The following is a 23,451-nucleotide window of genomic DNA, read 5'->3' on the forward strand; positions in this document are numbered from 1 at the left end:
GGGAAATGATTATGTTGAGATTTTTAAACCAGTGCTCCCGCGGTCGCGGAGCGTGGTTGTTAATGGCCCTGACCGCCTTTGCGCTGGAAATGGTCGCGCTGTGGTTCCAGCATGTAATGGGACTCAAGCCTTGCGTGCTTTGTATTTACGAACGCTGCGCATTGTTTGGCATTATGGGGGCGGGTCTGGTGGGCGCGATTGCCCCGAAATCACCGCTGCGCTATGCCGCAATCGCTATCTGGTTGTACAGCGCCTGGAAAGGGATTGAACTCTCCTGGCAGCACACCATGATGCAGTTGCATCCGTCACCATTTATGACCTGTGATTTCGCCGCCCGCTTCCCGAGCTGGCTACCGCTGGATAAATGGCTGCCGCAGGTGTTTGTTGCTTCCGGCGACTGCTCCGTTCGTCAGTGGGAATTCCTGACCCTGGAGATGCCGCAGTGGCTGGTGGGTATTTTTGTGGCCTACTTCGTCGTGGCACTGCTGGTGCTGATTGCTCAGCCATTCAAACCGAAGAAACGCGATTTGTTTGGAAGGTAAACGCAGCGCTACCCGACATACAGCAAACAATAAAAAACCCGCCTCGGCGGGTTTTTTATTTCAACTCAACGGTTGGGATGATTCATGATGTGATCTTCCCAGTCCCGAACCTCAGACTCTTTCACCGCAATGTGGCGCACTGAAATGCGCTCACCGTGCATCGCCGCTTTCGACCCCGTCAGCAGCGGGTGCCAGTTTGGTAAACCTTTCCCTTCCGCCAGCAGGCGATACGCGCAGGTATGCGGCAGCCATTCGAAAGTTGGCAGGTTATCGCGGGTTAATTTGATGCAGTCCGGCTCAAACTCGAACCGACGCTCATAGTTACGGCACTGGCAGGTTTTGATGTTCAACTGTTTGCAGGCAACGTTGGTGAAGTAGATTTCGTCAGAATCTTCATCCATCAGCTTGTGCAGGCAGCACTGCCCGCATCCGTCGCACAATGATTCCCATTCCGCGTCAGTCATGTCATCAAGAGTTTTGCTTTGCCAGAAAGGGATGTCGTTCATCAGGATGTCCACACGTCAAAAGAAAGCGCACCTTATAACGAGTCTGGCACGTTGTTGCAAGTTTTGCCGCCCTCTTCAGGCGGCAAGATGCAGTTACAGCACGCGGGTTTTCAGCGACAGGCCGTTAAAACCAACCTCAAGCTCATCCCCGCTGAGTAGCGGGCCAACACCTTCCGGTGTACCTGTCAGGATCACATCACCCGGTTTCAGGGTAAAGAAGCGGCTCATATAGGCAATCAGCGGTAGGATCTTGTGGATCATATCGGCGGTGGTTCCCTGCTGGCGGAATTCACCATTAACCTTCAGGGAAAGCGGCGTATCCTGCGGGTCAGCAGTGAACTCGCCCACTGGCACAAAACCGGAGATCGGGCAGGAATTATCAAACCCTTTGGCTTTTTCCCACGGCTGCCCGGCTTTTTTCATTTTCCCCTGAACATCACGCAACGTAAGGTCCAGCGCAACGCCGTAGCCAGCAATCGCTTTTTGCACGTGCTCTTCAGAGGCCTGACGCAGCGTCGCGCCGATCAGCACGGCGAGTTCAACTTCGTGGTGGACTGAACCCAGCCCCTGCGGTAAGGCCAGCGGCTGACGGATATCACAAAGCGCCGTTTCTGGCTTAATGAACAGAACCGGTTCTTCTGGCGTCGCGCTGCCCATCTCCTGAATATGTTTTGCATAGTTGCTGCCCACGCAGACCACTTTGCTGACGGGATAATCCAGTAATGCACCTTGCCAGTTATGATGTTGATACATGGTCGACCCCTAAACGGTTGATGTGTTGAGTCCAAAAACAGTTGAGACTATTTTTTTCCGTTCGCCTCAAGATGCTGTTTTAATAAATTCTCAGGCGGCGGCGGAAGCTGTAAATAATAGCCCTGCTCGGTTAATGCCGTTTTCACTTTTTCCAGATCGGCATTCACCAACGTCTTACGACCATCCAGCGGCAGCAGCATCGCCAGCTGCGGTCGGCCAAAGCTTTTCATTAATTCTTCAGGCACGCGGGAAAAATCGTCTTTCTTTTCGACATAAAGATAGGTCTGGTCACGACTTGTACTTCTGTAGATCACACAAAACATGTTTTTACTCTGAATTAATGGGTGGTTGCTTGCCTCAATATACTCCTGACTATAACATGCCTGATACTCTTCGGAATATCGCAGCGAGTGGTTGCGGTTAATAGCAAATTGAGTAAGGCCAGGATGTCAAACACGCCCATCGAGCTTAAAGGCAGTAGCTTCACCTTATCAGTGGTACATTTGCATGATGCAAAACCCGAGGTTATTCGTCAGGCGTTAGAAGACAAAATCGCCCAGGCTCCCGCTTTTCTGAAACATGCCCCTGTTGTTATCAATGTCAGCGCGCTTGAAGCACCGGTTAACTGGAAACTTCTCCAGCAAGCCGTCTCCTCGACCGGTCTGCGTATTGTGGGCATCAGCGGCTGCAAAGATGCTGAGTTGAAAGCGGAAATTGACCGTGCGGGGCTGCCACTTCTGACTGAGGGCAAAGAAAAAGCCTCACGTGCAGCACCTGTTGCCGTCCAGACGCCCCCTCCCGTGGTGCAAAACGTTACCCCCGTCACAAAAACGCGAATGATTGATGTACCGGTTCGTTCCGGTCAGCGCATTTATGCACCAAACTGTGATCTGATTGTTACAAGCCACGTCAGTGCTGGCGCAGAGCTGATTGCAGATGGCAATATTCACGTTTACGGTATGATGCGTGGACGCGCGCTCGCGGGAGCAAGTGGCGATCGGGATGCGCAAATATTTTGTACTCACCTGACGGCGGAACTGGTGTCCATCGCAGGTGAATATTGGCTGAGCGACAAGATCCCAGCCGAATTTTATGGCAAAGCGGCTCGCCTGCTTCTGGCAGACGACGCGTTGACCGTTCAACCGTTGAATTGATCCCTTTTTAACAAGGAATTTCTATGGCACGCATTATTGTTGTTACTTCGGGTAAAGGAGGCGTTGGCAAGACCACCTCCAGCGCGGCCATCGCTACTGGTTTGGCCCAGAAGGGAAAGAAAACCATCGTTATCGACTTCGATATCGGTCTGCGTAACCTCGACCTGATCATGGGATGTGAGCGTCGCGTCGTGTATGACTTCGTGAACGTCATTCAGGGCGATGCCACGCTGAACCAGGCGATGATTAAAGACAAGCGCACCGAGAACCTCTACATTCTTCCGGCCTCTCAGACGCGTGACAAAGACGCGCTGACCCGTGAAGGGGTGGAAAAGGTGCTCGACGATCTGAAAAAAATGGATTTCGACTTCATTGTCTGCGACTCCCCTGCCGGCATCGAAACCGGTGCCCTGATGGCGCTCTACTTCGCTGATGAAGCGATCATCACCACCAACCCTGAAGTTTCATCCGTGCGTGACTCAGACCGCATTCTGGGGATCCTCGCCTCTAAATCCCGTCGTGCGGAAAATGGCGAAGACCCGATTAAAGAACACCTGCTGCTCACCCGCTACAACCCTGGCCGCGTGAACAAAGGTGACATGCTGAGCATGGAAGACGTGCTGGAGATCCTGCGCATCAAACTGGTAGGCGTTATCCCGGAAGATCAGTCCGTGTTACGCGCTTCTAACCAGGGCGAGCCAGTGATCCTTGATACAATGGCAGATGCAGGTAAAGCGTATGCTGATACTGTTGACCGTCTGCTGGGAGAAGAACGTCCTTTCCGCTTCATTGAAGAAGAGAAGAAAGGTTTCCTCAAACGCCTGTTCGGAGGATAAGTTATGGCATTACTGGACTTTTTTCTCTCGCGGAAAAAGAACACCGCCAACATCGCTAAAGAACGTCTGCAAATTATCGTGGCGGAGCGCCGTCGTAGCGACGCCGAGCCTCATTACCTGCCGCAGCTGCGTAAGGATATCCTGGAAGTGATCTGTAAGTATGTGCAGATTGACCCGGAGATGGTCACCGTACAGCTGGAGCAGAAAGACGGGGATATTTCGATTCTGGAGCTGAACGTTACGCTTCCGGAAGCGGAAGAGTCACGTCCGTAGGTTTGTGATTTTGTAGCCCGGTAAGCGCAGCGCCGCCGGGGGAATATGCCGGGTATTTCACCCGGCATATTTATTAGCGCGGATACCCTTCCAGCAGCGTATTCAGGCGATCGGCCATCAATTCTCCGCGCCATCCTGCTACCATTTCCGGCAAACCATTTTGCGGTTTCAGCTTCCAGTGCCAGTTCAGCAGCTGGTTAATCTGTCGGCGTGAGGCGAGCAGTTCCGCACTCAGTTTGCTTTCCGTTGCGACGACCTGCACCAGCGCTTTGATATCCTTAAACGCTTTACGGTAGCCCGGCATATCCATCAGATTCAGCAGCGGTTCCGGCAACGCATCTTCCGGCAGCTCCTGCGCTTTTGCGACCAGCGCCAGCAGGGTTTTGCCGTGGAAACGGATTTCGCTTCCCGAAAGCCCAATGCTGTCCAGCTCGCCCATGCTGCCTGGCATATAGCGCGCGACCGCCCAGAGATGCTCTTCGCGGACTACAAAGTTAACGGCAAGATCGCGCTCGCGGGCTTTGCGCAGACGCCAGTCCGCTAACAGCTGCAGGCACGCCAGCTGACGCGTACGCAACTGCCAGGCATTACTGATATCGCGCCAGGCGTCTTTCGGGTCAACCACTTCCTGACGACGTTGCTGCGCCATACGACACTCATCCAGGGCTGCAGCCAGCCAGCCTGAAGCTTCAGCCTCTTTCATCAGCTGTCCGGCAATAGGCAGCAGATAAAACACGTCTGCCGCCGCGTATTCCAGCTGACGCTCAGTCAGAGGGCGCGCCAGCCAGTCAGTACGGGATTCGCTTTTGTCCAGCGTCAGGCCCGTATACTCCTCTACCATAGCAGCAAAGCCCCATGAGAGCGGACGATTGCTGAATGCCGCCAGGATCTGCGTATCAATCAACGGCTGTGGCATGATGCCAAACGTGTTGAGAAATACCTCCAGATCTTCACTGCCTGCGTGCAGGTATTTCGTCACGGCAGTATCGAGCAGCAGGTCACGCATCGGCGTCCAGTCGGTAATACCGAGAGGATCGATCAGCGACACATGTTTACCGTCGAACATCTGAATCAAACCCAGCTGCGGATAGTACGTCCGGGTACGAACAAACTCGGTATCCAGGGCAATGGCAGGAAAGTCGCGCGTCACTTCGCACAGCGAAGCCAGCTCGTCATTGGTCGTGATCATCTGGTAATTCAAAACGGGTTCTCTTTTGTTTGCGCCCATAAAAAACGCCGGCTTAACCGGCGTCTGGGCGATTAGCGTGAAGCTCAGGCCTTATTGTCTACTTTGCCACGGGCTTCGTCACGTAATTCTCGTCGTAATATCTTTCCGACGTTGGATTTCGGCAACTCATCGCGGAATTCAACCAGCTTCGGTACCTTGTAGCCCGTCAGTTGACGACGACAGAACGTTACCAGCTCCTCCTCGGTGAGAGAGGGATCCTTCTTGACCACAAAAATTTTGACCGCTTCACCGCTGCTGCCGGAAGGAACCCCTACCGCCGCCACTTCGAGTACGCCGCTGTGCTGCATGACGACATCTTCGATCTCGTTCGGATAGACGTTGAACCCGGACACCAGGATCATATCTTTCTTACGGTCAACGATGCGCAGGAAGCCCTCGTCATCCATCACTGCGATGTCACCCGTGTGCAGCCAGCCGTCTTTGATGATTTCGTCGGTCGCATCGGGACGCTGCCAGTAACCCAGCATCACCTGTGGCCCTTTGACACACAGTTCTCCCGGCTCGCCCGGTGCAACTTCGTTATCGTCATCATCGACCAGTTTGGCTTCTGTCGAAGGCACTGGCAGACCAATGCTACCGCTGTGGTAGTCGATATCATGTGGATTGACGCTAACCAGCGGAGCACATTCCGTCAGGCCGTAGCCCTCCAGCAAATACTGACCGGTGAGTTTGACCCAGCGCTCGGCGACCGCCTGCTGAACCGGCATGCCGCCGCCCGCAGAGAGATGCAGCGTGGAGAAATCCAGCTGCTGGAACTCTTTGTTATTAAGCAGCGCGTTAAACAGGGTATTCACCCCGGTCATGGCGGTGAACGGATATTTCGCCAGCTCTTTCACCAGGCCCGGGATATCGCGCGGGTTGGTGATGAGGATGTTCTGACCACCCAGCTCAATAAACAGCAGGCAGTTCATGGTCAGCGCAAAGATGTGATACAGCGGAAGCGCGGTGATCACCACCTCTTTGCCCGGATGCAGCAGCGGCCCGTAAGTGGCGTTCACCTGTTCAAGGTTAGCCAGCATGTTACGGTGGGTCAGCATCGCGCCTTTCGCCACGCCGGTGGTCCCGCCTGTGTATTGCAGAAACGCAAGATCTTCTGCCACCACGTCGGGTTTCACATACTGCATACGGTAGCCCGCGTGCAGCGCACGGCGGAAGGAGATAGCATCAGGCAGATGGTATTTTGGCACCAGGCGTTTGACGTATTTAACGACAAAGTTAACCAGCGTGCCTTTGGCGGTGGAGAGTTGATCACCCATACGCGTCAGGATGACATGCTTAACCTGGGTTTTGTCGACCACTTTTTCCAGCGTGTGGGCAAAGTTAGAGACAATCACTATCGCCGCCGCGCCGCTGTCGTTCAGCTGGTGTTCCAGCTCACGCGGCGTGTACAACGGGTTAACGTTGACGACAATCATCCCGGCTCGCAGGATACCGAACAGCGCCACCGGGTATTGCAGCAGGTTCGGCATCATCAGCGCGACGCGGTCCCCTTTTTGCAGCCCCAGCCCTTCCTGCAGATACGCCGCAAACGCCCGGCTACGCTCCTCAAGTTTACGGAACGTCATCACCTCGCCCATGTTCACGAAAGCGGGTTGATCGGCATAACGCCTTACCGAGTGTTCAAATAATTCAACCAGGGATTGATAACGGTCAGGATTGATCTCGGCAGGAACATCTGCGGGATAACGGTTAAGCCAAACCTTCTTCAATGCATCACCTCTGAAATGAGTGTTCGTCGTCATCACAACCCCGATAATAAACAGTTTGTTAACATTATATTAACTCAGCGTACCAGTTTATTAATTGTTCAGATTTAAGGTTGCGAAGCGCGTCACTCTTTTTTTTCGTCTTGTCCGTAAAAAAACAGAGACAGCGGCTGAGCCGCTGTCTCTTTTCCAACAATAACAGTAAGTTACTCAGTAACGATAGTCTGTACCTGTGCAGGTCCTGGGTTATACCAACCCCAACCTGGGTAGCCATAACGATAAGGATGCGGCCCCCACATCCACGGGTCGATCGGCTGAGGCGGCATAATCACCTGTTGTGCCAGCCGCCAGCGTTTATACCCGTTAACCTGCATGGTCATGAATTTGTACGGCGTATTGCCGATTTTGCCCTGCACGGCGCCGGTAATTGGCCCGACGACGGTCACCAGCTGCCCGCGAAAATCGACCGGGTCAAGGAAACCACTGACGTCCGCATAAATACGTCCGCGAGAGGCTTCACCCAGAACAGGCCGGGCACCGCTGTCCAGCGGGACGGTCGCGATCTCCAGACGGGTTTTCCCCTGCTGATTTTGCACGTCGATCACCTTGCCGCCAAAGCGGGCTTCCTGGCCGACGTACAGCTCAGGCGCATTCATCACCCGAACCAGATCCTGCTGTGGCGTTGGGCTGCTGCCCTTAATCGCATCAGGAACGGAAACGCATCCGCTCAGTGCTATGGCAACTGCGCCTGCCATAATAAGGCGTACTACTTTGGTCTGAACCGCCATGATGCGACTCCTTTTTCTCAGTTCCTGTTACTGAGATTCACTCGCGGCCCGGAAGTTTCTTCCACGCGACGGTGTTTCGCAAATAAACCGGCTCCGCGTGTTCAACGGCAACGGTTTTTCCTTCTGCGAGCAGCTGGCAGGCAATCGGAAGCATATCTTCCGCAGCCGGCAGCAGCATGTTGCCGTCTACCAGTGTCACCCCGGTGCCGCTCGCCATCTCCGGCCACGCAGGCCAGCCAGTGCCAACGGTCGCCCATTCACCGGACAACTGTTGCAGTCTTTCGGTGACCGCTTCCGGCTTAAGCACGGCTTCCGTCTCTTCACCGTGCCACACGCCGTTTTCATCGCGCGTATATTCAGCCCAGTAGACTTCACCCATGCGGGCATCAATCGCGGCCAGCACACGCGTTGCTCCGGTCATGCGCCATGCGCCCTGCGCCATGGTGGCGAGAGTAGAGACGCCAATCATCGGCAGCTCAGCGCCCAGCGCCAGCCCCTGTGCAATGCCAATCCCGATACGTACGCCCGTAAAGCTGCCAGGCCCTCGGCCAAAGGCCAGCGCATCGAGGTCGGTTAAGGAGGTGTTGCCCTGAGTTAAAATCGCTTTTACCAGGGGCAGAATGCGCTGGGTATGTTCCCGTGGGCACTCTTCGAAATGAGCAGAGATAGTACCGTCGTTCCACAGGGCAACGGAACAAGCCTCTGTAGCGGTATCAATAGCCAGAATTCGCATCAGTTGTCGCGCTCTCGCAAGGGTCAGTCACAAAATGGCGCGCATCTTAGCACACTCCGGGGCAAATTACTCCGCCGTTGGGTTTGCGAGGAAACGCACCGCGCGTTTTATGTCCCGCGTGCGCGGCGCGGGCGGCAGGCTTGCAAGGAAAGTGGCACCATATGGGCGCATCACCAGCCGGTTATCGCAAATGACCAGCACACCGCGGTCGGTCACGTCGCGGATCAATCGCCCTACCCCTTGCTTAAGGGTGATTACCGCATCCGGCAGCTGGACTTCATCAAACGGATCGCCTCCGCGCAGGCGGCAGTCTTCCATGCGCGCTTTCAGCAGCGGATCGTCCGGAGAGGTAAACGGCAGTTTATCAATAATCACCAGCGAGAGCGTGTCCCCGCGCACATCCACCCCTTCCCAGAAGCTGCTGGTGGCCACAAGGAGGGCATTACCAGCACTGACAAACTGCTGCAGCAGTTGCCCTTTGCTGGTTTCACCCTGCAACAGCACTGGCAAGGTCATAGTGGCACGGAACTGCTCAGCCAGGTCTCTCATCATGGCGTGAGAAGTGCAGAGCATAAAGCAGCGGCCATTGTTGGCCTCAATCATCGGTTTTAACATCGCCGCCAGGTGGCGTGCGGCACCGGGCTGATTCGGTAGCGGCAAATTGCGCGGCACGCAGAGCAGCGCCTGTTTTTCGTAATCGAACGGGCTTGGCAGCAGCAGCGACTCCGCCTGCTCGATACCCAGACGCTCGGTAAAGTGGTGCAAATCGTCATTCACCGAAAGCGTTGCCGAGGTGAAGATCCAGCTTCCCGGTTTTTGCGCCATCACCTCTTTGAATTTATCCGCTACGGTAAGTGGTGTCAGGGCGAGGGTGAAATGACGTGAGGTACACTCATACCAGTAGCTGAACCCCGGCTGGTTAATCTCTTTCAGCCGTTTAAGCCGCCCGCGATAGAGCGTGGCGCGCTCGAAGGCGGCATCCAGCAACGCGGAGCGTCCGAGCGACAGTTTCGCCACGTCGTAACAGAGCTCAAGGGCATCATCCAGCAGCAGCAGTGCGCGCTGGATATTTTTGTCGGCCAGCAGTTCACGCAGGTTGCCACGATAGCCCGGCTCGCCAAGCTGTAAGCGAAAATCCTGGGCACTTTGCGCCAGACGGTCGGCACATTTCTGTAGCTGCTGGGTATCTTTTAATTCAGTACGGTAAGCAATGGTGAAATCTTTGGCCAGATCCAGTAGCTGACGGCTGGAGAGCGACTGACCGAAATACTGGCTGGCGATATCCGGCAGTTGATGGGCTTCATCGAAGATCATGACGTCCGCCTCGGGGATCAGCTCGCCGAAACCGCTGTCTTTAACCACCATATCGGCGAGAAACAGATGGTGGTTAACCACCACCACGTCGGCATCCATCGCCGTTTTGCGCGCTTTCACCACAAAGCAGTCTTTATACAGCGGGCAGTCGCTGCCAAGACAGTTATCGTTAGTACTGGTCACCAGCGGCCAGGCAGGAGAGTCTTCCGGCACGCTCGCGCAGGTGCTGATATCCCCTTCTTCGGTCTGGTTCGCCCAGGCGCGAAGAATAATGACGTCGCTCAGAGTTTGCACCGGCAGATCGCCACCCGCCAGCGCCTGCTGCTCAAGACGTTCCAGACAGAGATAGTTGGAGCGCCCCTTCAGCAAGGCCAGACGACCTTTGTATTTCAGCGCTTTTGCCACCGTGGGCAAATCGCGGCTGTACAGCTGATCCTGCAGCGCTTTCGACCCGGTGGAAATAATTACCTTCTTTTTCGCGCGCAGCGCCGGTGCAAGGTAAGCATACGTTTTCCCCGTGCCGGTTCCGGCTTCGACCACCAGCGGTTGCGCCTTGTCGATGGCGCGTGCAACGGCATGCGCCATCTGCCGCTGTGGTTCACGCGGTTTGAAGCCAGGGATGGCCTGTGCTAATTGACCTTCAGGGGAAAAATCGTCTGCCACGGTGTTCTCTCACTGTATTTTTGCACAGGGATTATGTCAGCCCCTTCTCTCCAGTGCCACCCCAAATAGTGACGTCAGCGGAACAATATGGCAGTCTTGCCGCCTGATGACGAAAAATAACGAGGAAACGTTTATGACAATTGTGCGCATTGATGCCGAAGCCCGCTGGTCTGATGTGGTGATCCATAACCAGACGCTCTACTACACCGGCGTACCGGCTAACCTGGACGCAGATGCGTTCGAGCAGACGGCAAATACCCTGGCGCAGATTGACGCGGTGCTGGAAAAACAGGGCAGCGACAAATCCCGCATTCTGGATGCGACGATTTTCCTGGCAAACAAAGAGGATTTTGCGGCGATGAACAAAGCCTGGGATGCGTGGGTTGTAGCAGGTCACGCGCCTGTACGCTGCACCGTACAGGCCACGCTGATGAAACCGGAGTATAAGGTTGAGATTAAGATTATCGCGGCGGTGTAAGCCCGATTACTCTTCTGGATCTTCATCTTCATCTTCGAAACGCGCCACGATCCGCTCGCCGGAATGACTGGCGCGAATCTCCTTGGCGACAACGGTAATCGCCTGTCCGCTGCTCATCCCCTGGGACATCAGTTCCTGAATTCGCTCAACCGCTTTCTGCTGCTGTTCATGGCTCAGAGAAGGTAAACCTGCAAACATCGTCAACTCCTGCTAGATTATTGGCGCTAATTATTTCACGCTGCCCGGTAGTATGCCACACATGAACATGCGCTTCCCCACTGTTATTACCCTGCCCTGGCGTACGGACGCCGCTGAATTCTGGTTTGCTCGTTTGAGCCATCTTCCGTTTGCGATGCTGCTGCACTCCGGCTATGCGGACCACCCGTACAGCCGCTTCGATATTCTGGTCGCCGATCCCGTCAAGACGCTGACAACCGATGACCTGCCGTTAACGGACGATCCGCTGATGCAGCTTCAGCAAGAAATTAACGCGCTGGGCTTATCTGCCACACCGAACCCGGACCTTCCTTTTCAGGGTGGCGCGCTGGGCCTGTTTGGCTACGATCTGGGTCGTCGTTACGAAACGCTGCCTGAGCATGCGCAGGCTGATATTCCCCTGCCCGACATGGCCGTGGGGCTGTATGACTGGGCGTTAATTGTTGATCACCAGAAAAAAACGGTTTCCCTGCTGAGCCATCGTGACGTGCAGGCGCGTCTGGACTGGCTAGAGGCGCAACAGGCTACACCCGCAGAGACGTTCATGCTGACCTCCGACTGGCGCTCGAATATGAGCGCCGCGGATTATGCCGAAAAATTCTCGCGCGTTCAGGCGTATCTGCAAAGCGGTGACTGCTACCAGGTTAACCTTGCCCAGCGTTTCCAGGCGACTTATGAAGGCGACGAATGGCAGGCATTTACCCGCCTCAATGCCACTAACCGGGCACCGTTCAGCGCGTTTATTCGCCTGAAACAGGGGGCAATACTCAGCTTGTCACCTGAGCGCTTTATTCATCTGGCAGAGGGTACGATCCAAACCCGTCCGATTAAAGGCACATTGCCGCGTCTTACCGATCCCGACGCCGATCGTCAGCAGGCAGAAAAACTGGCCACCTCACCGAAGGACCGCGCCGAAAACCTGATGATTGTTGATCTCATGCGTAACGATATAGGCCGGGTGGCCGTTCCGGGCAGCGTGCGCGTGCCGGAACTGTTTGTCGTCGAACCTTTCCCGGCGGTGCATCATCTGGTCAGTACCATTACCGCGCGTCTGCCCACTTCTCGCACCGCCTGCGATCTGCTCCGCGCCGCGTTTCCGGGCGGTTCCATCACCGGCGCGCCAAAAATTCGCGCCATGGAAATCATCGACGAACTGGAACCGCACCGCCGCAACGCCTGGTGCGGCAGCATTGGCTATATAAGCCTGTGCGGCACGCTGGATACCAGCATTACGATCCGCACGCTGACGGCATGCAACGGGAACCTGTACTGTTCTGCCGGGGGCGGCATTGTTGCTGATAGCCAGGTCGATGCGGAATATCAGGAAACCTTTGATAAAGTTAACCGTATCCTGAAACAACTGGAGTAATCACGGGTGGAAAAAGAGAACCTGACGCTGGATGACTTTTTATCTCGTTTTCAGCTATTACGACCGCAGGTCAACCGCGAAGCGCTTAATCAGCGTCAGGCAGCCGTACTGATCCCGGTCGTGCGTCGCGCGCAGCCGGGCCTGCTGCTCACCCAGCGTTCTCCCCATTTACGTAAGCACGCGGGTCAGGTCGCCTTTCCAGGAGGCGCAGTCGACAGTTCCGACGCCTCGCTGATTGCCGCCGCGCTGCGGGAGGCGCAGGAAGAGGTTGCCATTCCGCCAGAGGCGGTGGAGGTTATCGGCGTGCTGCCGCCCGTCGACAGTGTCACCGGGTTTCAGGTCACGCCAGTGGTTGGCATTATCCCGCCGGGCCTGCAGTATCACGCCAGCGTTGATGAAGTTTCCGCGGTGTTTGAAATGCCGCTGGATGAAGCCCTTCGACTGAGTCGTTATCACCCGCTGGATATTCAGCGTCGCGGACATGACCATCGGGTCTGGTTGTCCTGGTATCAGCATTATTTTGTCTGGGGCATGACGGCGGGGATTATTCGTGAGCTGGCGTTGCAAATCGGCCTGAAGCCTTGACTATACTTTACATTCCACCCTCTTCTGCCAGGTTTGCGATCTGCGTCGCGCTATTAGCAAAACCCATCGTTAACCATTAGTTTAATTCATGTGAATAGTTAAGCCGAGGTCGGTGTTCCCTCTTACACTATGCGCAGTTATAACATCGTTACTGGAACCCCGGTAACCCTGTCAGGAGTGTGAAAGTGATTAGTATATTCGACATGTTCAAAGTGGGAATTGGCCCTTCGTCTTCCCATACTGTTGGCCCGATGAAGGCCGGTAAACAGTTCGTCGATGATCTGGTCGAAAAAGGATTACTGGAAAGCGTTACCCGTGTCGCCGTGGATGTTTACGGCTCACTGTCATTAACGGGTAAAGGCCACCACACCGATATCGCCATTATTATGGGTCTGGCAGGCAATATGCCAGATACCGTTGATATTGATGCCATCCCGGCATTCATTCGCGACGTGGAAACACGTGGCCGCCTGCTGCTGGCAAACGGCCAGCAGGAAGTCGATTTCCCGCAGGATGATGGCATGCGTTTTCGTAGCGACAACCTGCCGCTGCATGAAAACGGCATGACCATTCACGCTTATAGCGGTGAAAAAGAGATTTACAGCAAAACCTACTACTCCATCGGCGGGGGCTTTATCGTCGATGAAGAGCATTTTGGCAAAGATAGCGTCGGCGACGTCAACGTACCGTACCCGTTCAAATCGGCTACCGAAATGCTGGGTTACTGCAAAGAGACCGGTCTTTCACTGTCCGGTATGGTGATGCAGAACGAACTGGCACTGCACAGCAAAAAAGAGATTGAAGACTATTTTGCGAACGTGTGGCAAACCATGCGCGCCTGTATCGATCGCGGGATGAACACCGAAGGCGTTCTGCCGGGTCCGCTCCGCGTGCCGCGTCGTGCCTCCGCCCTGCGCCGTATGCTGGTGACCACGGACAAGTTCTCCAACGACCCGATGAACGTGGTCGACTGGGTAAACATGTTTGCCCTGGCGGTTAACGAAGAAAACGCCGCAGGGGGTCGTGTCGTGACTGCGCCAACCAACGGCGCGTGTGGCATCGTTCCGGCGGTGCTGGCCTACTACGATCACTTTATTGAGCCCGTGACCCCGGACATCTACATCCGTTATTTCCTGGCGGCAGGTGCCATCGGTGCGCTGTACAAAATGAACGCCTCAATTTCTGGCGCTGAAGTCGGTTGTCAGGGTGAAGTGGGTGTGGCCTGTTCGATGGCGGCAGCCGGTCTGGCAGAGCTGTTGGGAGCAAGCCCTGAGCAGGTCTGTGTGGCGGCTGAAATCGGTATGGAGCATAACCTCGGTCTGACCTGTGACCCGGTCGCGGGCCAGGTGCAGGTACCGTGCATCGAGCGTAACGCGATTGCCTCAGTGAAAGCCATCAACGCCTCGCGCATGGCGATGCGCCGTACCAGCGAACCTCGCGTATCGCTGGATAAGGTGATTGAAACCATGTACGAAACGGGCAAAGACATGAACGCGAAATACCGTGAAACGTCCCGTGGTGGCCTGGCTATTAAGGTGCAGTGCGACTAATACTCTCTTTCGCCCATCTGCAACGGATGGGCGAATTTCCCTCCTGTTTCTCGTCTCCTTCTGCTTTCACCACTACACTTTGTACTGTTGCGTCCGGCTTTTGTGGCTGGTGGCTTATCAGGCGCCCGTTCATGCAAACAGCACAAACGATCATTAAAAACTATCGCCGAAAACGCGTTATCGTCTGTGTGACGGTCGCGCTCCTCACGCTCATCCTGACATTAGGTATTCGCTTTATTTCGCAGCGGAACGTCAACCAACAGCGGATCCTCGATTTTACCAGCCATACCGTTCGCTCCCTTGATAACATACTGCTTTCATTAGAAAACCGTCGCAAGGTGCTGCAGTCCCTCGTGGGTCAACCCTGCCCTCAGGTGCACCTTGCTCTGCGAAAGCAGGCAGCCATTTTGCAGACCGTGCGCTCCATTGCCCTGATTAAAGACGGTATTCTCTATTGCTCCAGTATTTTCGGTAGCCGCGATGTGCCGGTTCGTGATTTTCTGAAAGAATTACCCGCCAATACGACGAAGTTGATTTTATCGACCGACCAGTGGCTGCTTAAGGGCAGTCCGATTTTGATCCAGTGGTACCCTGTTTCCGGTGACGGTGAAGATGGCGTTATTGAAATCATCAATATTGATCTGATCACCAAAATGATACTGGAACCCCAGCGCCCGCTGATCGATGACGTGGCGCTGACCGTGGGCGATCGCTTCCTGCGTTATGGTCAACGCGTCACTGATAGCCTGACATTTGATGAAGATGGCGCTATTTTCCAGCAGTCATCAATCCGTAATCCTTTCTCCATTACAGTAAGCGGGCCGGGTCCTGGACAACTCGCCTTAAAGAGCCTGCCAGCCCAACTGCCGCTGGGGTTAATGCTGAGCCTGTTGCTGGGATATCTCGCCTGGCTCGCTACGGCAAACCGGATGAGCTTCACATGGGAGATTGATATGGGGATTGCGGCGCGGGAATTTGAGCTTTTCTGTCAGCCGCTGGTGAATGCCCGTACTCAGGAGTGCTCTGGTGTTGAGATCCTGCTGCGCTGGAATAATCCCCGTCAGGGGTGGATCTCCCCGGAAGTGTTTATTCCTCTGGCAGAAGAACACAACCTGATTGTTCCCCTGACCCGTTACGTCATCGCCGAAACGGTGCGCCAGATAGGTTACTTTCCTTCCAGCGCAGGTTTCCACATTGGGATTAACGTCGCCGCCAGCCATTTCCGTCGCGCTGTGTTGATACAGGATCTGAACCACTTCTGGTTCAGCGCACACCCGCGCCAGCAACTGGTGATTGAATTAACGGAACGAGATGCGTTGCTGGATGCGGATTATCGCACTGTGCGTGAGCTCCATCGTAAGGGGGTGAAACTCGCTATCGACGATTTTGGCACCGGGAACAGTTCCCTCTCCTGGCTTGAAAAACTGCACCCGGACGTTCTGAAAATTGATCAGTCGTTTACCACTGCAATTGGAACTGATGCAGTAAATTCAACGGTGACAGACATCATTATTGCTCTGGGTCAGCGGCTGAATATCGAACTGGTTGCTGAAGGAGTCGAGACAGAGGAGCAGGCGCGGTATTTACGCCGTCATGGGGTACCTGTCCTGCAGGGGTTTTTCTATGCGCGGCCTATGCCACTGCGAGATTTTCCGCAATGGCTGGCGGGAAGCGCCCCCCCGCCAGCACACCATAACGGACACATCGTGCCTTTAATGCCGTTACGTTAAGCAGACTTACTCATCTTCATCGTGGACAGAGTGTTCTTTAACAATACGAACCATATCAACGCGATAGTCGTTGGCTTCAACGATGGAAATGTGCAACGGCGGCAGTTCGATAACATCCCCCACTCGTGGGATTTGCCCGTTAACCGCGATGACCAGACCCGCCACGGTGGCAATGTCTTCTTCATCGTTGACCACGTTTTCCAGCCCCAGGGTGTGCGAGAGCGCATGCAGATCGGTTGTACCTTTAACCAGCCAGCCTTCGCCGTCAGCCACGATCTCAGGTGTTTCGTCTGCATCCGGGAACTCACCGGCGATCGCTTCAAGCACGTCCAGCGGCGTCACCAGCCCCTGTACTACGCCAAATTCGTTAGTGACGATCACAAAGCTACCGCGAGCACGGCGTAGCACGCCCAGCAGGTTGATTGGATCTAACGTTTCCGGCACCACAATCGCAGGTGAAGCAGCGGCGATGGCTTCGACGTTGACACCCTCTTCCAGAGCCACCAGCATCTCTTTTGCACGGACGACACCGATGATCTCATCCAGCTCACCACGGCAAACCGGGAACAGGCTGTGTGGTGACGAGAGCAACTGCCGACGAATTTCATCCACGCTCAGGTTAGCATCAACCCAGCTGATTTCGCCGCGCGGCGTCATGATCCCACGCAGTGAACGCGAGGCCAGGGAGAGTACGCCGTTAATCATGTAGCGCTCTTCTTCCACAAACGCCCCTTCAGGGACCGGAACCGGATGACGGTTTTCGGAGTCAGACTGGACGTTGACCTGTCGACGCCCCCCCATCAGACGCAGAATGGCGTCTGCAGTACGGGCGCGAAGCGGCTGATTCGACTGCTGTTTAATAAAGTTACGGCGCGCAATCTGGTTAAACAGCTCAATCAGAATTGAGAAGCCAATGGCTGCGTACAGGTAGCCTTTCGGAATATGGAAACCGAAGCCTTCCGCCACCAGGCTCAGACCAATCATCAGCAGGAAGCTCAGACACAGTACCACTACCGTCGGATGCTGATTCACGAAACGCGTCAGCGGTTTCGAGGCCAGTAGCATAACCGCCATCGCAATAACAACAGCCGCCATCATCACCGGAAGATGGTTCACCATACCGACGGCCGTGATCACCGCATCCAGCGAGAAGACTGCATCAAGCACCACGATCTGCATCACAACAACCCAGAAGCTGGCATAGCCTTTACCGTGTCCATCATCGTGCTGACGGTTTTCCAGCCGCTCATGCAGCTCTGTCGTCGCTTTAAACAGCAGGAATATCCCCCCCAATAGCATGATCAAATCACGGCCGGAGAAGGTGAAATCCATGACGGAAAAAAGCGGTTTTGTCAGCGTGACCATCCACGAGATGACGGACAGCAGTGCCAGGCGCATGACCAGCGCCAGCGACAGACCGATCAGGCGCGCTTTATCACGCTGTTTTGGCGGCAGTTTGTCCGCAAGGATGGCGATAAACACCAGGTTATCAATGCCGAGAACAATCTCCAGCACCACCAGCGTGAGCAATCCCACCCAGATTGACGGGTCCATTAAGAATTCCATGACAAGCTCCTGCTAAAGGAATGACGAAACGGTGCCCCACTCAATGTGGGCAAAACAGAGGCAAACAGAGTCGATACGTGGCGAGGATCGCCGGTGAAATAGGCGCGAAATGGCCTGGTAGATGTCTGACGTCGGTGACGGTCCATATAGTGGGCTGTAGCCCTATACTCCTGAACAATTAAACGGAGGCTAAACATATCAGAGACAATATCTGTTTAGCAAAGATTTACGTTCCTTTGCAAAAATTCGATAAGACTTAATTCTTGACGAGTAATTTCTCGATTGCGAAAGCTAAATTACGGATCTTCATCACATAAATTATTTTTTCACTATCTAAAATAATTCGCGGAAGTCTTAGTTTTTTGAACTCTAACCCTTATCTGAATCGATTCGGTTCGCCAATACGATTCTCAGTACGACTGCCTGGCAGGCGTATTAATGATAATAAAAGGAGGTAGCAAGTGACCATTGCTATTGTCATAGGCACACATGGTTGGGCTGCTGAGCAGCTACTCAAAACAGCAGAGATGCTGTTGGGCGAGCAGGAAAACGTCGGCTGGATCGATTTCGTTCCCGGTGAAAATGCCGAGACGCTGATTGAGAAGTACAACGCCCAACTCGCGAAGCTGGATACCAGCAAAGGCGTGCTGTTTCTCGTTGATACATGGGGAGGCAGTCCGTTCAATGCTGCCAGCCGCATTGTCGTCGATAAAGAGCACTACGAAGTTGTCGCCGGGGTGAATATCCCGATGCTGGTGGAAACCTTCATGGCGCGCGACGACAATCCCTCTTTCGATGAGTTGGTTGCACTCGCTGTGGAAACCGGCCGCGAAGGCGTGAAAGCGCTGAAAGCACAACCAGTCGAGAAACCCGCACCGGCTGTCGCAGCGCCAAAAGCTGCTGCACCGGCAAAACCGATGGGCCCGAATGATTACATGGTTATTGGCCTTGCACGTATTGATGACCGCTTAATCCACGGTCAGGTCGCTACGCGCTGGACCAAAGAGACCAACGTTCGACGCATTATCGTCGTCAGTGATGAGGTTGCCGCCGATACTGTACGTAAAACCCTTCTGACTCAGGTTGCTCCTCCTGGCGTTACCGCGCACGTGGTGGATGTCGCCAAGATGATCCGCGTTTATAACAACCCGAAATATGCGGGTGAACGCGTGATGCTACTGTTCACTAACCCGACAGACGTTGAGCGCATTGTTGAAGGCGGCGTGAAAATCACCTCCGTGAACATCGGGGGTATGGCATTCCGTCAGGGCAAAACGCAGGTCAACAACGCCATTTCGGTTGATGCGAAAGATATCGAGGCATTTAACAAGCTGAATGCCCGCGGTATTGAGCTGGAAGCCCGTAAGGTTTCCACGGATCAGAAACTGAAAATGATGGATTTGATCGGTAAAGTTGGGAAATAAGCCCGCGCCGGTTTTCACATAACGCTTATGTAATAGGAGAAGTGCAATGGAGATTACCACTCTTCAGATTGTGCTGGTGTTCGTCGTCGCATGTATTGCGGGTATGGAATCCGTACTTGATGAATTTCAGTTCCACCGTCCTCTGGTGGCCTGTACGCTGATTGGTGCCGTTCTGGGTGACATGAAAACCGGTATCATCATCGGTGGTACCCTTGAAATGATCGCCCTGGGCTGGATGAACATCGGTGCGGCGGTTGCGCCTGATGCCGCGTTGGCTTCCATCATTTCTACCGTTCTGGTTATTGCCGGTCACCAGAGTATTGGTGCAGGTATCGCCCTGGCGATCCCGCTGGCAGCAGCAGGCCAGGTACTGACTATCATCGTTCGTACCATCACGGTTGCTTTCCAGCACGCAGCGGATAAGGCAGCCGAAAATGGCAACCTCACGGCGCTGTCCTGGATCCACGTTTCATCGCTGTTCCTGCAGGCGATGCGTATCGCTATTCCGGCGGTCATCGTCGCGATTTCTGTCGGTACCAGTGAAGTGCAGAGCATGCTGAACGCCATTCCAGAAGTGGTCACCGGCGGCCTGAACATCGCGGGCGGTATGATCGTGGTAGTCGGTTACGCAATGGTCATCAACATGATGCGCGCAGGCTACCTGATGCCGTTCTTCTACCTCGGCTTCGTGACCGCTGCCTTCACCAACTTCAACCTGGTTGCGCTGGGTGTAATTGGTGCAGTGATGGCGATTCTCTACATCCAGCTGAGCCCGAAATACAACCGCGTTGCGGGTGCCCCAGTGCAGGCTGCTGGTAACAACGATCTCGATAACGAACTGGACTAGCAGGTGAGCGAAATGGTTGATATGACAAAAACTACCACCGAGAAAAAACTCACTCCGGGTGATATTCGTGGCGTGTTCATCCGTTCTAACCTGTTTCAGGGTTCATGGAACTTCGAACGTATGCAGGCGCTGGGCTTCTGTTTCTCCATGGTGCCGGCAATCAAACGCCTTTATCCGGAAAACAACGAAGCGCGCCGTCAGGCAATTAAGCGTCACCTGGAATTCTTTAATACCCATCCATATGTGGCGGCTCCCGTTCTGGGTGTAACGCTGGCGATGGAAGAGCAGCGTGCGAACGGCGCAGAGATTGACGATGGTGCCATCAACGGTATTAAAGTCGGTCTGATGGGTCCGTTAGCAGGTGTCGGTGACCCTATCTTCTGGGGTACCGTTCGTCCGGTCTTCGCGGCACTAGGGGCCGGTATCGCGATGAGCGGCAGCCTGCTTGGCCCGCTGCTGTTCTTTATCCTGTTCAACGCCGTGCGTCTGCTGACCCGTTACTACGGTGTGGCATACGGTTACCGTAAAGGGGTGGACATCGTTAAGGACATGGGCGGCGGCTTCCTGCAAAAACTGACTGAGGGGGCGTCGATCCTCGGCCTGTTTGTGATGGGGGCATTGGTTAACAAGTGGACGCACGTGAACATCCCGCTGGTGGTATCGACCATCACCGGGCAGGATGGTCAGACGCGCGTCACCACCGTGCAGACGATTCTGGACCAGCTTATGCCTGGCCTGGTGCCGCTGCTGTTAACCTTCGCCTGCATGTGGCTGCTGCGTAAGAAAGTTAACCCACTGTGGATCATCGTTGGCTTCTTTATCATCGGTATCGCGGGTTACGCTGTCGGCCTGCTGGGCCTGTAAGGCAATAACGTTTGACGCCGGGGGCTTGCCCCCGGTTTTTTTATCTGTCATCTGGAGGATGAATGACTGTCACGGACATCGTATTGGTTTTATTTATTGCTGCCCTTCTGGCTTACGCGATCTATGACGAGTTCATCATGCCTCGCCGCCACGGCGAGACGCTGCTCTCCCTCCCTCTTCTGCGACGCGGACGCGTAGATGCGTTTATCTTCGCGGGTCTCATCGTCATCCTTATTTACAACAACGTCACCAGCCATGGTGCAATATTAACCACATGGTTATTATGTGCGCTGGCATTAATGGCGATTTATCTGTTCTGGATCCGCACGCCAAAAATCATTTTTAAATCCCATGGATTTTTCTTTGCCAATGTCTGGATAGAATATAACCGTATTAAAGAGATGAATTTATCGGAAGATGGTGTACTGGTCATGCAATTAGAGCAACGCCGCCTGCTTATTCGTGTTAAAAATATTGACGATTTGGAAAAAATATACAAACTACTCGTTAAAACTCAATGAGTTAGATATATAGCATCGGCTATATTTTGTGTGCGTTTTACGCAATAAACATAGCCGAAGCTATATTACTCATTTTTCTTTCTACCTATATTTCTTAACGACACACTCACCCTTAAATAAAAATGAAAATCGTTATCAATAAGCATTTGAAATAATGCCTATCCATTGTTGTTTTATATTCTCAAAATATGTTAAGGTTGCGCCCGTCGTTGGGGAGTAGCCGATTTCCTGTTCTCAGGAAATGTACGTGTCAACATACTCGTTGAAAAACGTGGCGCGTACGGATCGCTTTCTGCACATCTTATGTGCGTTGCGATCAGGCGAGACCATAGATACATCAACTGCTGTTTACTGGGGGCAGTGATGTGTCATATGGATATCTCCCGGTCTGGACGCTGTTATGAATATCTCCGCTACCATCCTTCTTGCTTTTGGCATGTCCATGGACGCGTTTGCCGCCTCCATTGGTAAAGGTGCCACGCTCCACAAACCAAAATTCTCTGAAGCATTACGCACCGGTCTTATCTTTGGCGCAATTGAAACGCTGACACCGCTTATCGGCTGGGGTCTTGGCATGCTCGCCAGCCAGTTTGTGCTGGAATGGAACCACTGGATTGCGTTCGTGCTGCTGGTGTTTCTTGGTGGCCGAATGGTCATCGAAGGTTTTCGCGGCAGTGACGATGAAGATGAGGAGCCTCAACACCGCCACGGTTTTTGGTTACTGGTTACCACAGCCATTGCTACCAGCCTTGATGCGATGGCTGTCGGTGTCGGACTGGCATTTTTGCAGGTCAATATTATCGCCACTGCGCTTGCTATTGGCTGCGCAACGCTAATTATGTCCACACTGGGAATGATGGTTGGTCGATTTATCGGCCCGCTGCTGGGTAAACGCGCCGAGATCCTGGGTGGGATTGTGTTAATTGGCATCGGAGCCCAGATACTCTGGGCACACTTCGCCGGTTAATCTTCGCGCTGCCAGACGTGGATACTGAAATCCGTCTGGCAGCAAAATGCTGATCGTGCCGCTAACGTTTCCCATACTTCCGGTTTTGCCCGCCACGCGAACGGAGTCATCTGCAACAACGCAACGGCCTCTTCTCCTTTAAGCGTCATTTCATACGCCACGCTTTGCTCCTGCTTCAGGCTAAAACCGGCCAGCTGTTCAGAATGCGGCGCATGCAGACGCACTTCGTCGTAGATCAGCCCTTTTAACTCCATCAGATGACGTGGGCCGGGGGTAACGGTAATCACCCATCCGCCCGGCTTCACCACGCGAGCCAGCTCTTCCGCCTTGCAGGGCGCGTAAATGCGGATAACAGCGTCCATGCTGGCATCGTCAAACGGCAGACGGTGGCTGGATGCCACGCAGAACGTCACGTCGGTGTAACGTTTTGCTGCTGCGCGAATCGCCACTTTCGACACGTCCAGACCGAATGTCAGCGCGCCCTTCTCACGGGCAATCTCGGCAAACCGTGCGGTGTAGTACCCTTCCCCGCAGCCGATATCGAGTATGGCGGTGGCAGAATCAGGCAGAATGTCATTCAGCCTCTGCGCGACGGTCTCCCGCAGCGGCAGATAGTGCCCGGCATTCAGAAACGCGCGACGCGCCTGCTTCATCTCTGCACTGTCGCCGGGATCGCGGGAGCGCTTATGCTGCACCGGCAGAAGATTCACGTAGCCTTCTTTTGCCATATCAAACTGATGCCCCTGCGGACAGGTATAACTTTTATCTGAGTGTGTCAGGGGGGCGTGGCAAAGGGGGCAGCTGAAGGACATGGTGA

Annotated in this window: 26 protein-coding genes and 1 riboswitch; of the genes, 14 read left to right on the forward strand and 12 right to left on the reverse strand. The window is 54.3% G+C overall.

The window, feature by feature from the left end:
• Nucleotides 1-11: 11 nt before the first annotated feature.
• Nucleotides 12-542 carry a disulfide bond formation protein DsbB gene (gene dsbB / locus ACLHV8_RS12380; protein WP_028018685.1) on the forward strand — a complete coding sequence of 177 codons (531 nt, stop codon included), beginning with the start codon at nucleotides 12-14 and terminating at the stop codon, nucleotides 540-542.
• Between the two features lie 65 nt (nucleotides 543-607).
• Here dsbB and ACLHV8_RS12385 read toward each other — a convergent pair whose 3' ends face one another.
• The 3 genes from ACLHV8_RS12385 to ACLHV8_RS12395 all read right to left on the reverse strand — a co-directional run bounded on the left by ACLHV8_RS12385 (nucleotide 608) and on the right by ACLHV8_RS12395 (nucleotide 2,124).
• On the reverse strand, nucleotides 608-1,048 hold the full coding sequence (locus tag ACLHV8_RS12385) for a YcgN family cysteine cluster protein (protein ID WP_049008556.1): 441 nt from the start codon (nucleotides 1,046-1,048) through the stop codon (nucleotides 608-610).
• Nucleotides 1,049-1,141: 93 nt separating this feature from the next.
• Nucleotides 1,142-1,801: a fumarylacetoacetate hydrolase family protein gene (locus ACLHV8_RS12390; protein WP_028018683.1), complete on the reverse strand. Its 660-nt coding sequence runs from the start codon at nucleotides 1,799-1,801 to the stop codon at nucleotides 1,142-1,144.
• 47 nt (nucleotides 1,802-1,848) lie between these two features.
• Nucleotides 1,849-2,124: a YcgL domain-containing protein gene (locus ACLHV8_RS12395; protein ID WP_028018682.1), complete on the reverse strand. Its 276-nt coding sequence runs from the start codon at nucleotides 2,122-2,124 to the stop codon at nucleotides 1,849-1,851.
• A 123-nt stretch (nucleotides 2,125-2,247) separates the two neighbouring features.
• On the opposite strand from ACLHV8_RS12395, the gene minC reads away from it, so the two are divergent.
• Genes minC through minE form a run of 3 tightly spaced genes read left to right on the forward strand, consistent with a single transcriptional unit; the run spans nucleotide 2,248 to nucleotide 4,064 of the window.
• A complete protein-coding gene (minC, locus tag ACLHV8_RS12400) occupies nucleotides 2,248-2,955 on the forward strand; it encodes a septum site-determining protein MinC (RefSeq protein ID WP_208594419.1) in 708 nt (235 codons plus the stop codon).
• A 23-nt stretch (nucleotides 2,956-2,978) separates the two neighbouring features.
• Nucleotides 2,979-3,791, forward strand: a complete 813-nt coding sequence (gene minD / locus ACLHV8_RS12405) for a septum site-determining protein MinD (protein WP_023312187.1) — start codon at nucleotides 2,979-2,981, stop codon at nucleotides 3,789-3,791.
• A gap of 3 nt (nucleotides 3,792-3,794) precedes the next feature.
• Nucleotides 3,795-4,064: a cell division topological specificity factor MinE gene (minE, locus tag ACLHV8_RS12410; RefSeq protein ID WP_008500504.1), complete on the forward strand. Its 270-nt coding sequence runs from the start codon at nucleotides 3,795-3,797 to the stop codon at nucleotides 4,062-4,064.
• Between the two features lie 73 nt (nucleotides 4,065-4,137).
• On the opposite strand, the gene rnd is transcribed toward minE, so the two are convergent.
• The 5 genes from rnd to ACLHV8_RS12435 form a co-directional block, all read right to left on the reverse strand.
• Nucleotides 4,138-5,265, reverse strand: coding sequence for a ribonuclease D (gene rnd, locus ACLHV8_RS12415; protein ID WP_028018680.1), 1,128 nt, complete (start codon nucleotides 5,263-5,265; stop codon nucleotides 4,138-4,140).
• Nucleotides 5,266-5,336: 71 nt separating this feature from the next.
• Nucleotides 5,337-7,022 carry a long-chain-fatty-acid--CoA ligase FadD gene (gene fadD, locus ACLHV8_RS12420; protein WP_208594418.1) on the reverse strand — a complete coding sequence of 562 codons (1,686 nt, stop codon included), beginning with the start codon at nucleotides 7,020-7,022 and terminating at the stop codon, nucleotides 5,337-5,339.
• A gap of 203 nt (nucleotides 7,023-7,225) precedes the next feature.
• Nucleotides 7,226-7,807 carry a Slp family lipoprotein gene (locus ACLHV8_RS12425; RefSeq protein WP_028018678.1) on the reverse strand — a complete coding sequence of 194 codons (582 nt, stop codon included), beginning with the start codon at nucleotides 7,805-7,807 and terminating at the stop codon, nucleotides 7,226-7,228.
• A 37-nt stretch (nucleotides 7,808-7,844) separates the two neighbouring features.
• Complete coding sequence (gene tsaB / locus ACLHV8_RS12430) at nucleotides 7,845-8,540, reverse strand: tRNA (adenosine(37)-N6)-threonylcarbamoyltransferase complex dimerization subunit type 1 TsaB (protein ID WP_208594417.1); 696 nt, start codon at nucleotides 8,538-8,540, stop codon at nucleotides 7,845-7,847.
• A 66-nt stretch (nucleotides 8,541-8,606) separates the two neighbouring features.
• Entirely contained in the window at nucleotides 8,607-10,517 is a 1,911-nt protein-coding gene (locus tag ACLHV8_RS12435) for an ATP-dependent DNA helicase (protein WP_028018676.1), read from the reverse strand.
• 133 nt (nucleotides 10,518-10,650) lie between these two features.
• Between ACLHV8_RS12435 and ACLHV8_RS12440 the strand changes: the two genes are divergently transcribed.
• Complete coding sequence (locus ACLHV8_RS12440; protein WP_023312193.1) at nucleotides 10,651-10,995, forward strand: RidA family protein; 345 nt, start codon at nucleotides 10,651-10,653, stop codon at nucleotides 10,993-10,995.
• 6 nt (nucleotides 10,996-11,001) lie between these two features.
• Here ACLHV8_RS12440 and ACLHV8_RS12445 read toward each other — a convergent pair whose 3' ends face one another.
• Complete coding sequence (locus tag ACLHV8_RS12445) at nucleotides 11,002-11,193, reverse strand: YoaH family protein (RefSeq protein WP_208594415.1); 192 nt, start codon at nucleotides 11,191-11,193, stop codon at nucleotides 11,002-11,004.
• A 61-nt stretch (nucleotides 11,194-11,254) separates the two neighbouring features.
• Here ACLHV8_RS12445 and pabB point away from each other — a divergent pair, with 61 nt between their 5' ends.
• From pabB to ACLHV8_RS12465, 4 genes are all read left to right on the forward strand, one after another.
• A complete protein-coding gene (gene pabB, locus ACLHV8_RS12450; RefSeq protein ID WP_208594414.1) occupies nucleotides 11,255-12,580 on the forward strand; it encodes an aminodeoxychorismate synthase component 1 in 1,326 nt (441 codons plus the stop codon).
• Nucleotides 12,581-12,586: 6 nt separating this feature from the next.
• Nucleotides 12,587-13,165, forward strand: a complete 579-nt coding sequence (locus ACLHV8_RS12455; protein ID WP_047652298.1) for a CoA pyrophosphatase — start codon at nucleotides 12,587-12,589, stop codon at nucleotides 13,163-13,165.
• A 185-nt stretch (nucleotides 13,166-13,350) separates the two neighbouring features.
• Nucleotides 13,351-14,715 carry an L-serine ammonia-lyase gene (gene sdaA / locus ACLHV8_RS12460; protein WP_023336071.1) on the forward strand — a complete coding sequence of 455 codons (1,365 nt, stop codon included), beginning with the start codon at nucleotides 13,351-13,353 and terminating at the stop codon, nucleotides 14,713-14,715.
• Between the two features lie 131 nt (nucleotides 14,716-14,846).
• On the forward strand, nucleotides 14,847-16,445 hold the full coding sequence (locus ACLHV8_RS12465) for a cyclic diguanylate phosphodiesterase (protein WP_134708067.1): 1,599 nt from the start codon (nucleotides 14,847-14,849) through the stop codon (nucleotides 16,443-16,445).
• Nucleotides 16,446-16,451: 6 nt separating this feature from the next.
• On the opposite strand, the gene yoaE is transcribed toward ACLHV8_RS12465, so the two are convergent.
• Nucleotides 16,452-18,011, reverse strand: a complete 1,560-nt coding sequence (gene yoaE, locus ACLHV8_RS12470) for a CNNM family cation transport protein YoaE (protein WP_028018671.1) — start codon at nucleotides 18,009-18,011, stop codon at nucleotides 16,452-16,454.
• The gene (locus tag ACLHV8_RS12475; protein WP_072032730.1) at nucleotides 17,999-18,208 is read right to left on the reverse strand and encodes a protein YoaL; all 210 of its coding nucleotides are present in this window, start codon (nucleotides 18,206-18,208) and stop codon (nucleotides 17,999-18,001) included. Before ACLHV8_RS12475 ends, yoaE begins: the two co-directional genes overlap by 13 nt.
• A 264-nt stretch (nucleotides 18,209-18,472) precedes the next feature.
• Between ACLHV8_RS12475 and manX the strand changes: the two genes are divergently transcribed.
• The 5 genes from manX to mntP all read left to right on the forward strand — a co-directional run bounded on the left by manX (nucleotide 18,473) and on the right by mntP (nucleotide 22,634).
• Nucleotides 18,473-19,435, forward strand: coding sequence for a PTS mannose transporter subunit IIAB (gene manX, locus ACLHV8_RS12480; RefSeq protein WP_028018670.1), 963 nt, complete (start codon nucleotides 18,473-18,475; stop codon nucleotides 19,433-19,435).
• A 46-nt stretch (nucleotides 19,436-19,481) separates the two neighbouring features.
• On the forward strand, nucleotides 19,482-20,282 hold the full coding sequence (locus ACLHV8_RS12485; protein ID WP_028018669.1) for a PTS mannose/fructose/sorbose transporter subunit IIC: 801 nt from the start codon (nucleotides 19,482-19,484) through the stop codon (nucleotides 20,280-20,282).
• Nucleotides 20,283-20,294: 12 nt separating this feature from the next.
• Entirely contained in the window at nucleotides 20,295-21,146 is an 852-nt protein-coding gene (locus ACLHV8_RS12490; RefSeq protein WP_028018668.1) for a PTS mannose transporter subunit IID, read from the forward strand.
• Nucleotides 21,147-21,208: 62 nt separating this feature from the next.
• The gene (locus ACLHV8_RS12495) at nucleotides 21,209-21,667 is read left to right on the forward strand and encodes a DUF986 family protein (protein ID WP_208594413.1); all 459 of its coding nucleotides are present in this window, start codon (nucleotides 21,209-21,211) and stop codon (nucleotides 21,665-21,667) included.
• Nucleotides 21,668-21,866: 199 nt separating this feature from the next.
• A riboswitch (yybP-ykoY riboswitch) is annotated at nucleotides 21,867-22,057 on the forward strand.
• 10 nt (nucleotides 22,058-22,067) lie between these two features.
• On the forward strand, nucleotides 22,068-22,634 hold the full coding sequence (gene mntP, locus ACLHV8_RS12500; RefSeq protein WP_126303775.1) for a manganese efflux pump MntP: 567 nt from the start codon (nucleotides 22,068-22,070) through the stop codon (nucleotides 22,632-22,634).
• Here mntP and rlmA read toward each other — a convergent pair.
• Complete coding sequence (rlmA, locus tag ACLHV8_RS12505; protein ID WP_208594412.1) at nucleotides 22,631-23,446, reverse strand: 23S rRNA (guanine(745)-N(1))-methyltransferase; 816 nt, start codon at nucleotides 23,444-23,446, stop codon at nucleotides 22,631-22,633. The two genes, mntP and rlmA, sit on opposite strands and share 4 nt — an antisense overlap.
• Nucleotides 23,447-23,451 lie beyond the last annotated feature (5 nt).

The sequence above is a fragment of the Enterobacter sp. CPE_E863 genome (assembly GCF_046521465.1).
Classification (GTDB): domain Bacteria; phylum Pseudomonadota; class Gammaproteobacteria; order Enterobacterales; family Enterobacteriaceae; genus Enterobacter; species Enterobacter adelaidei.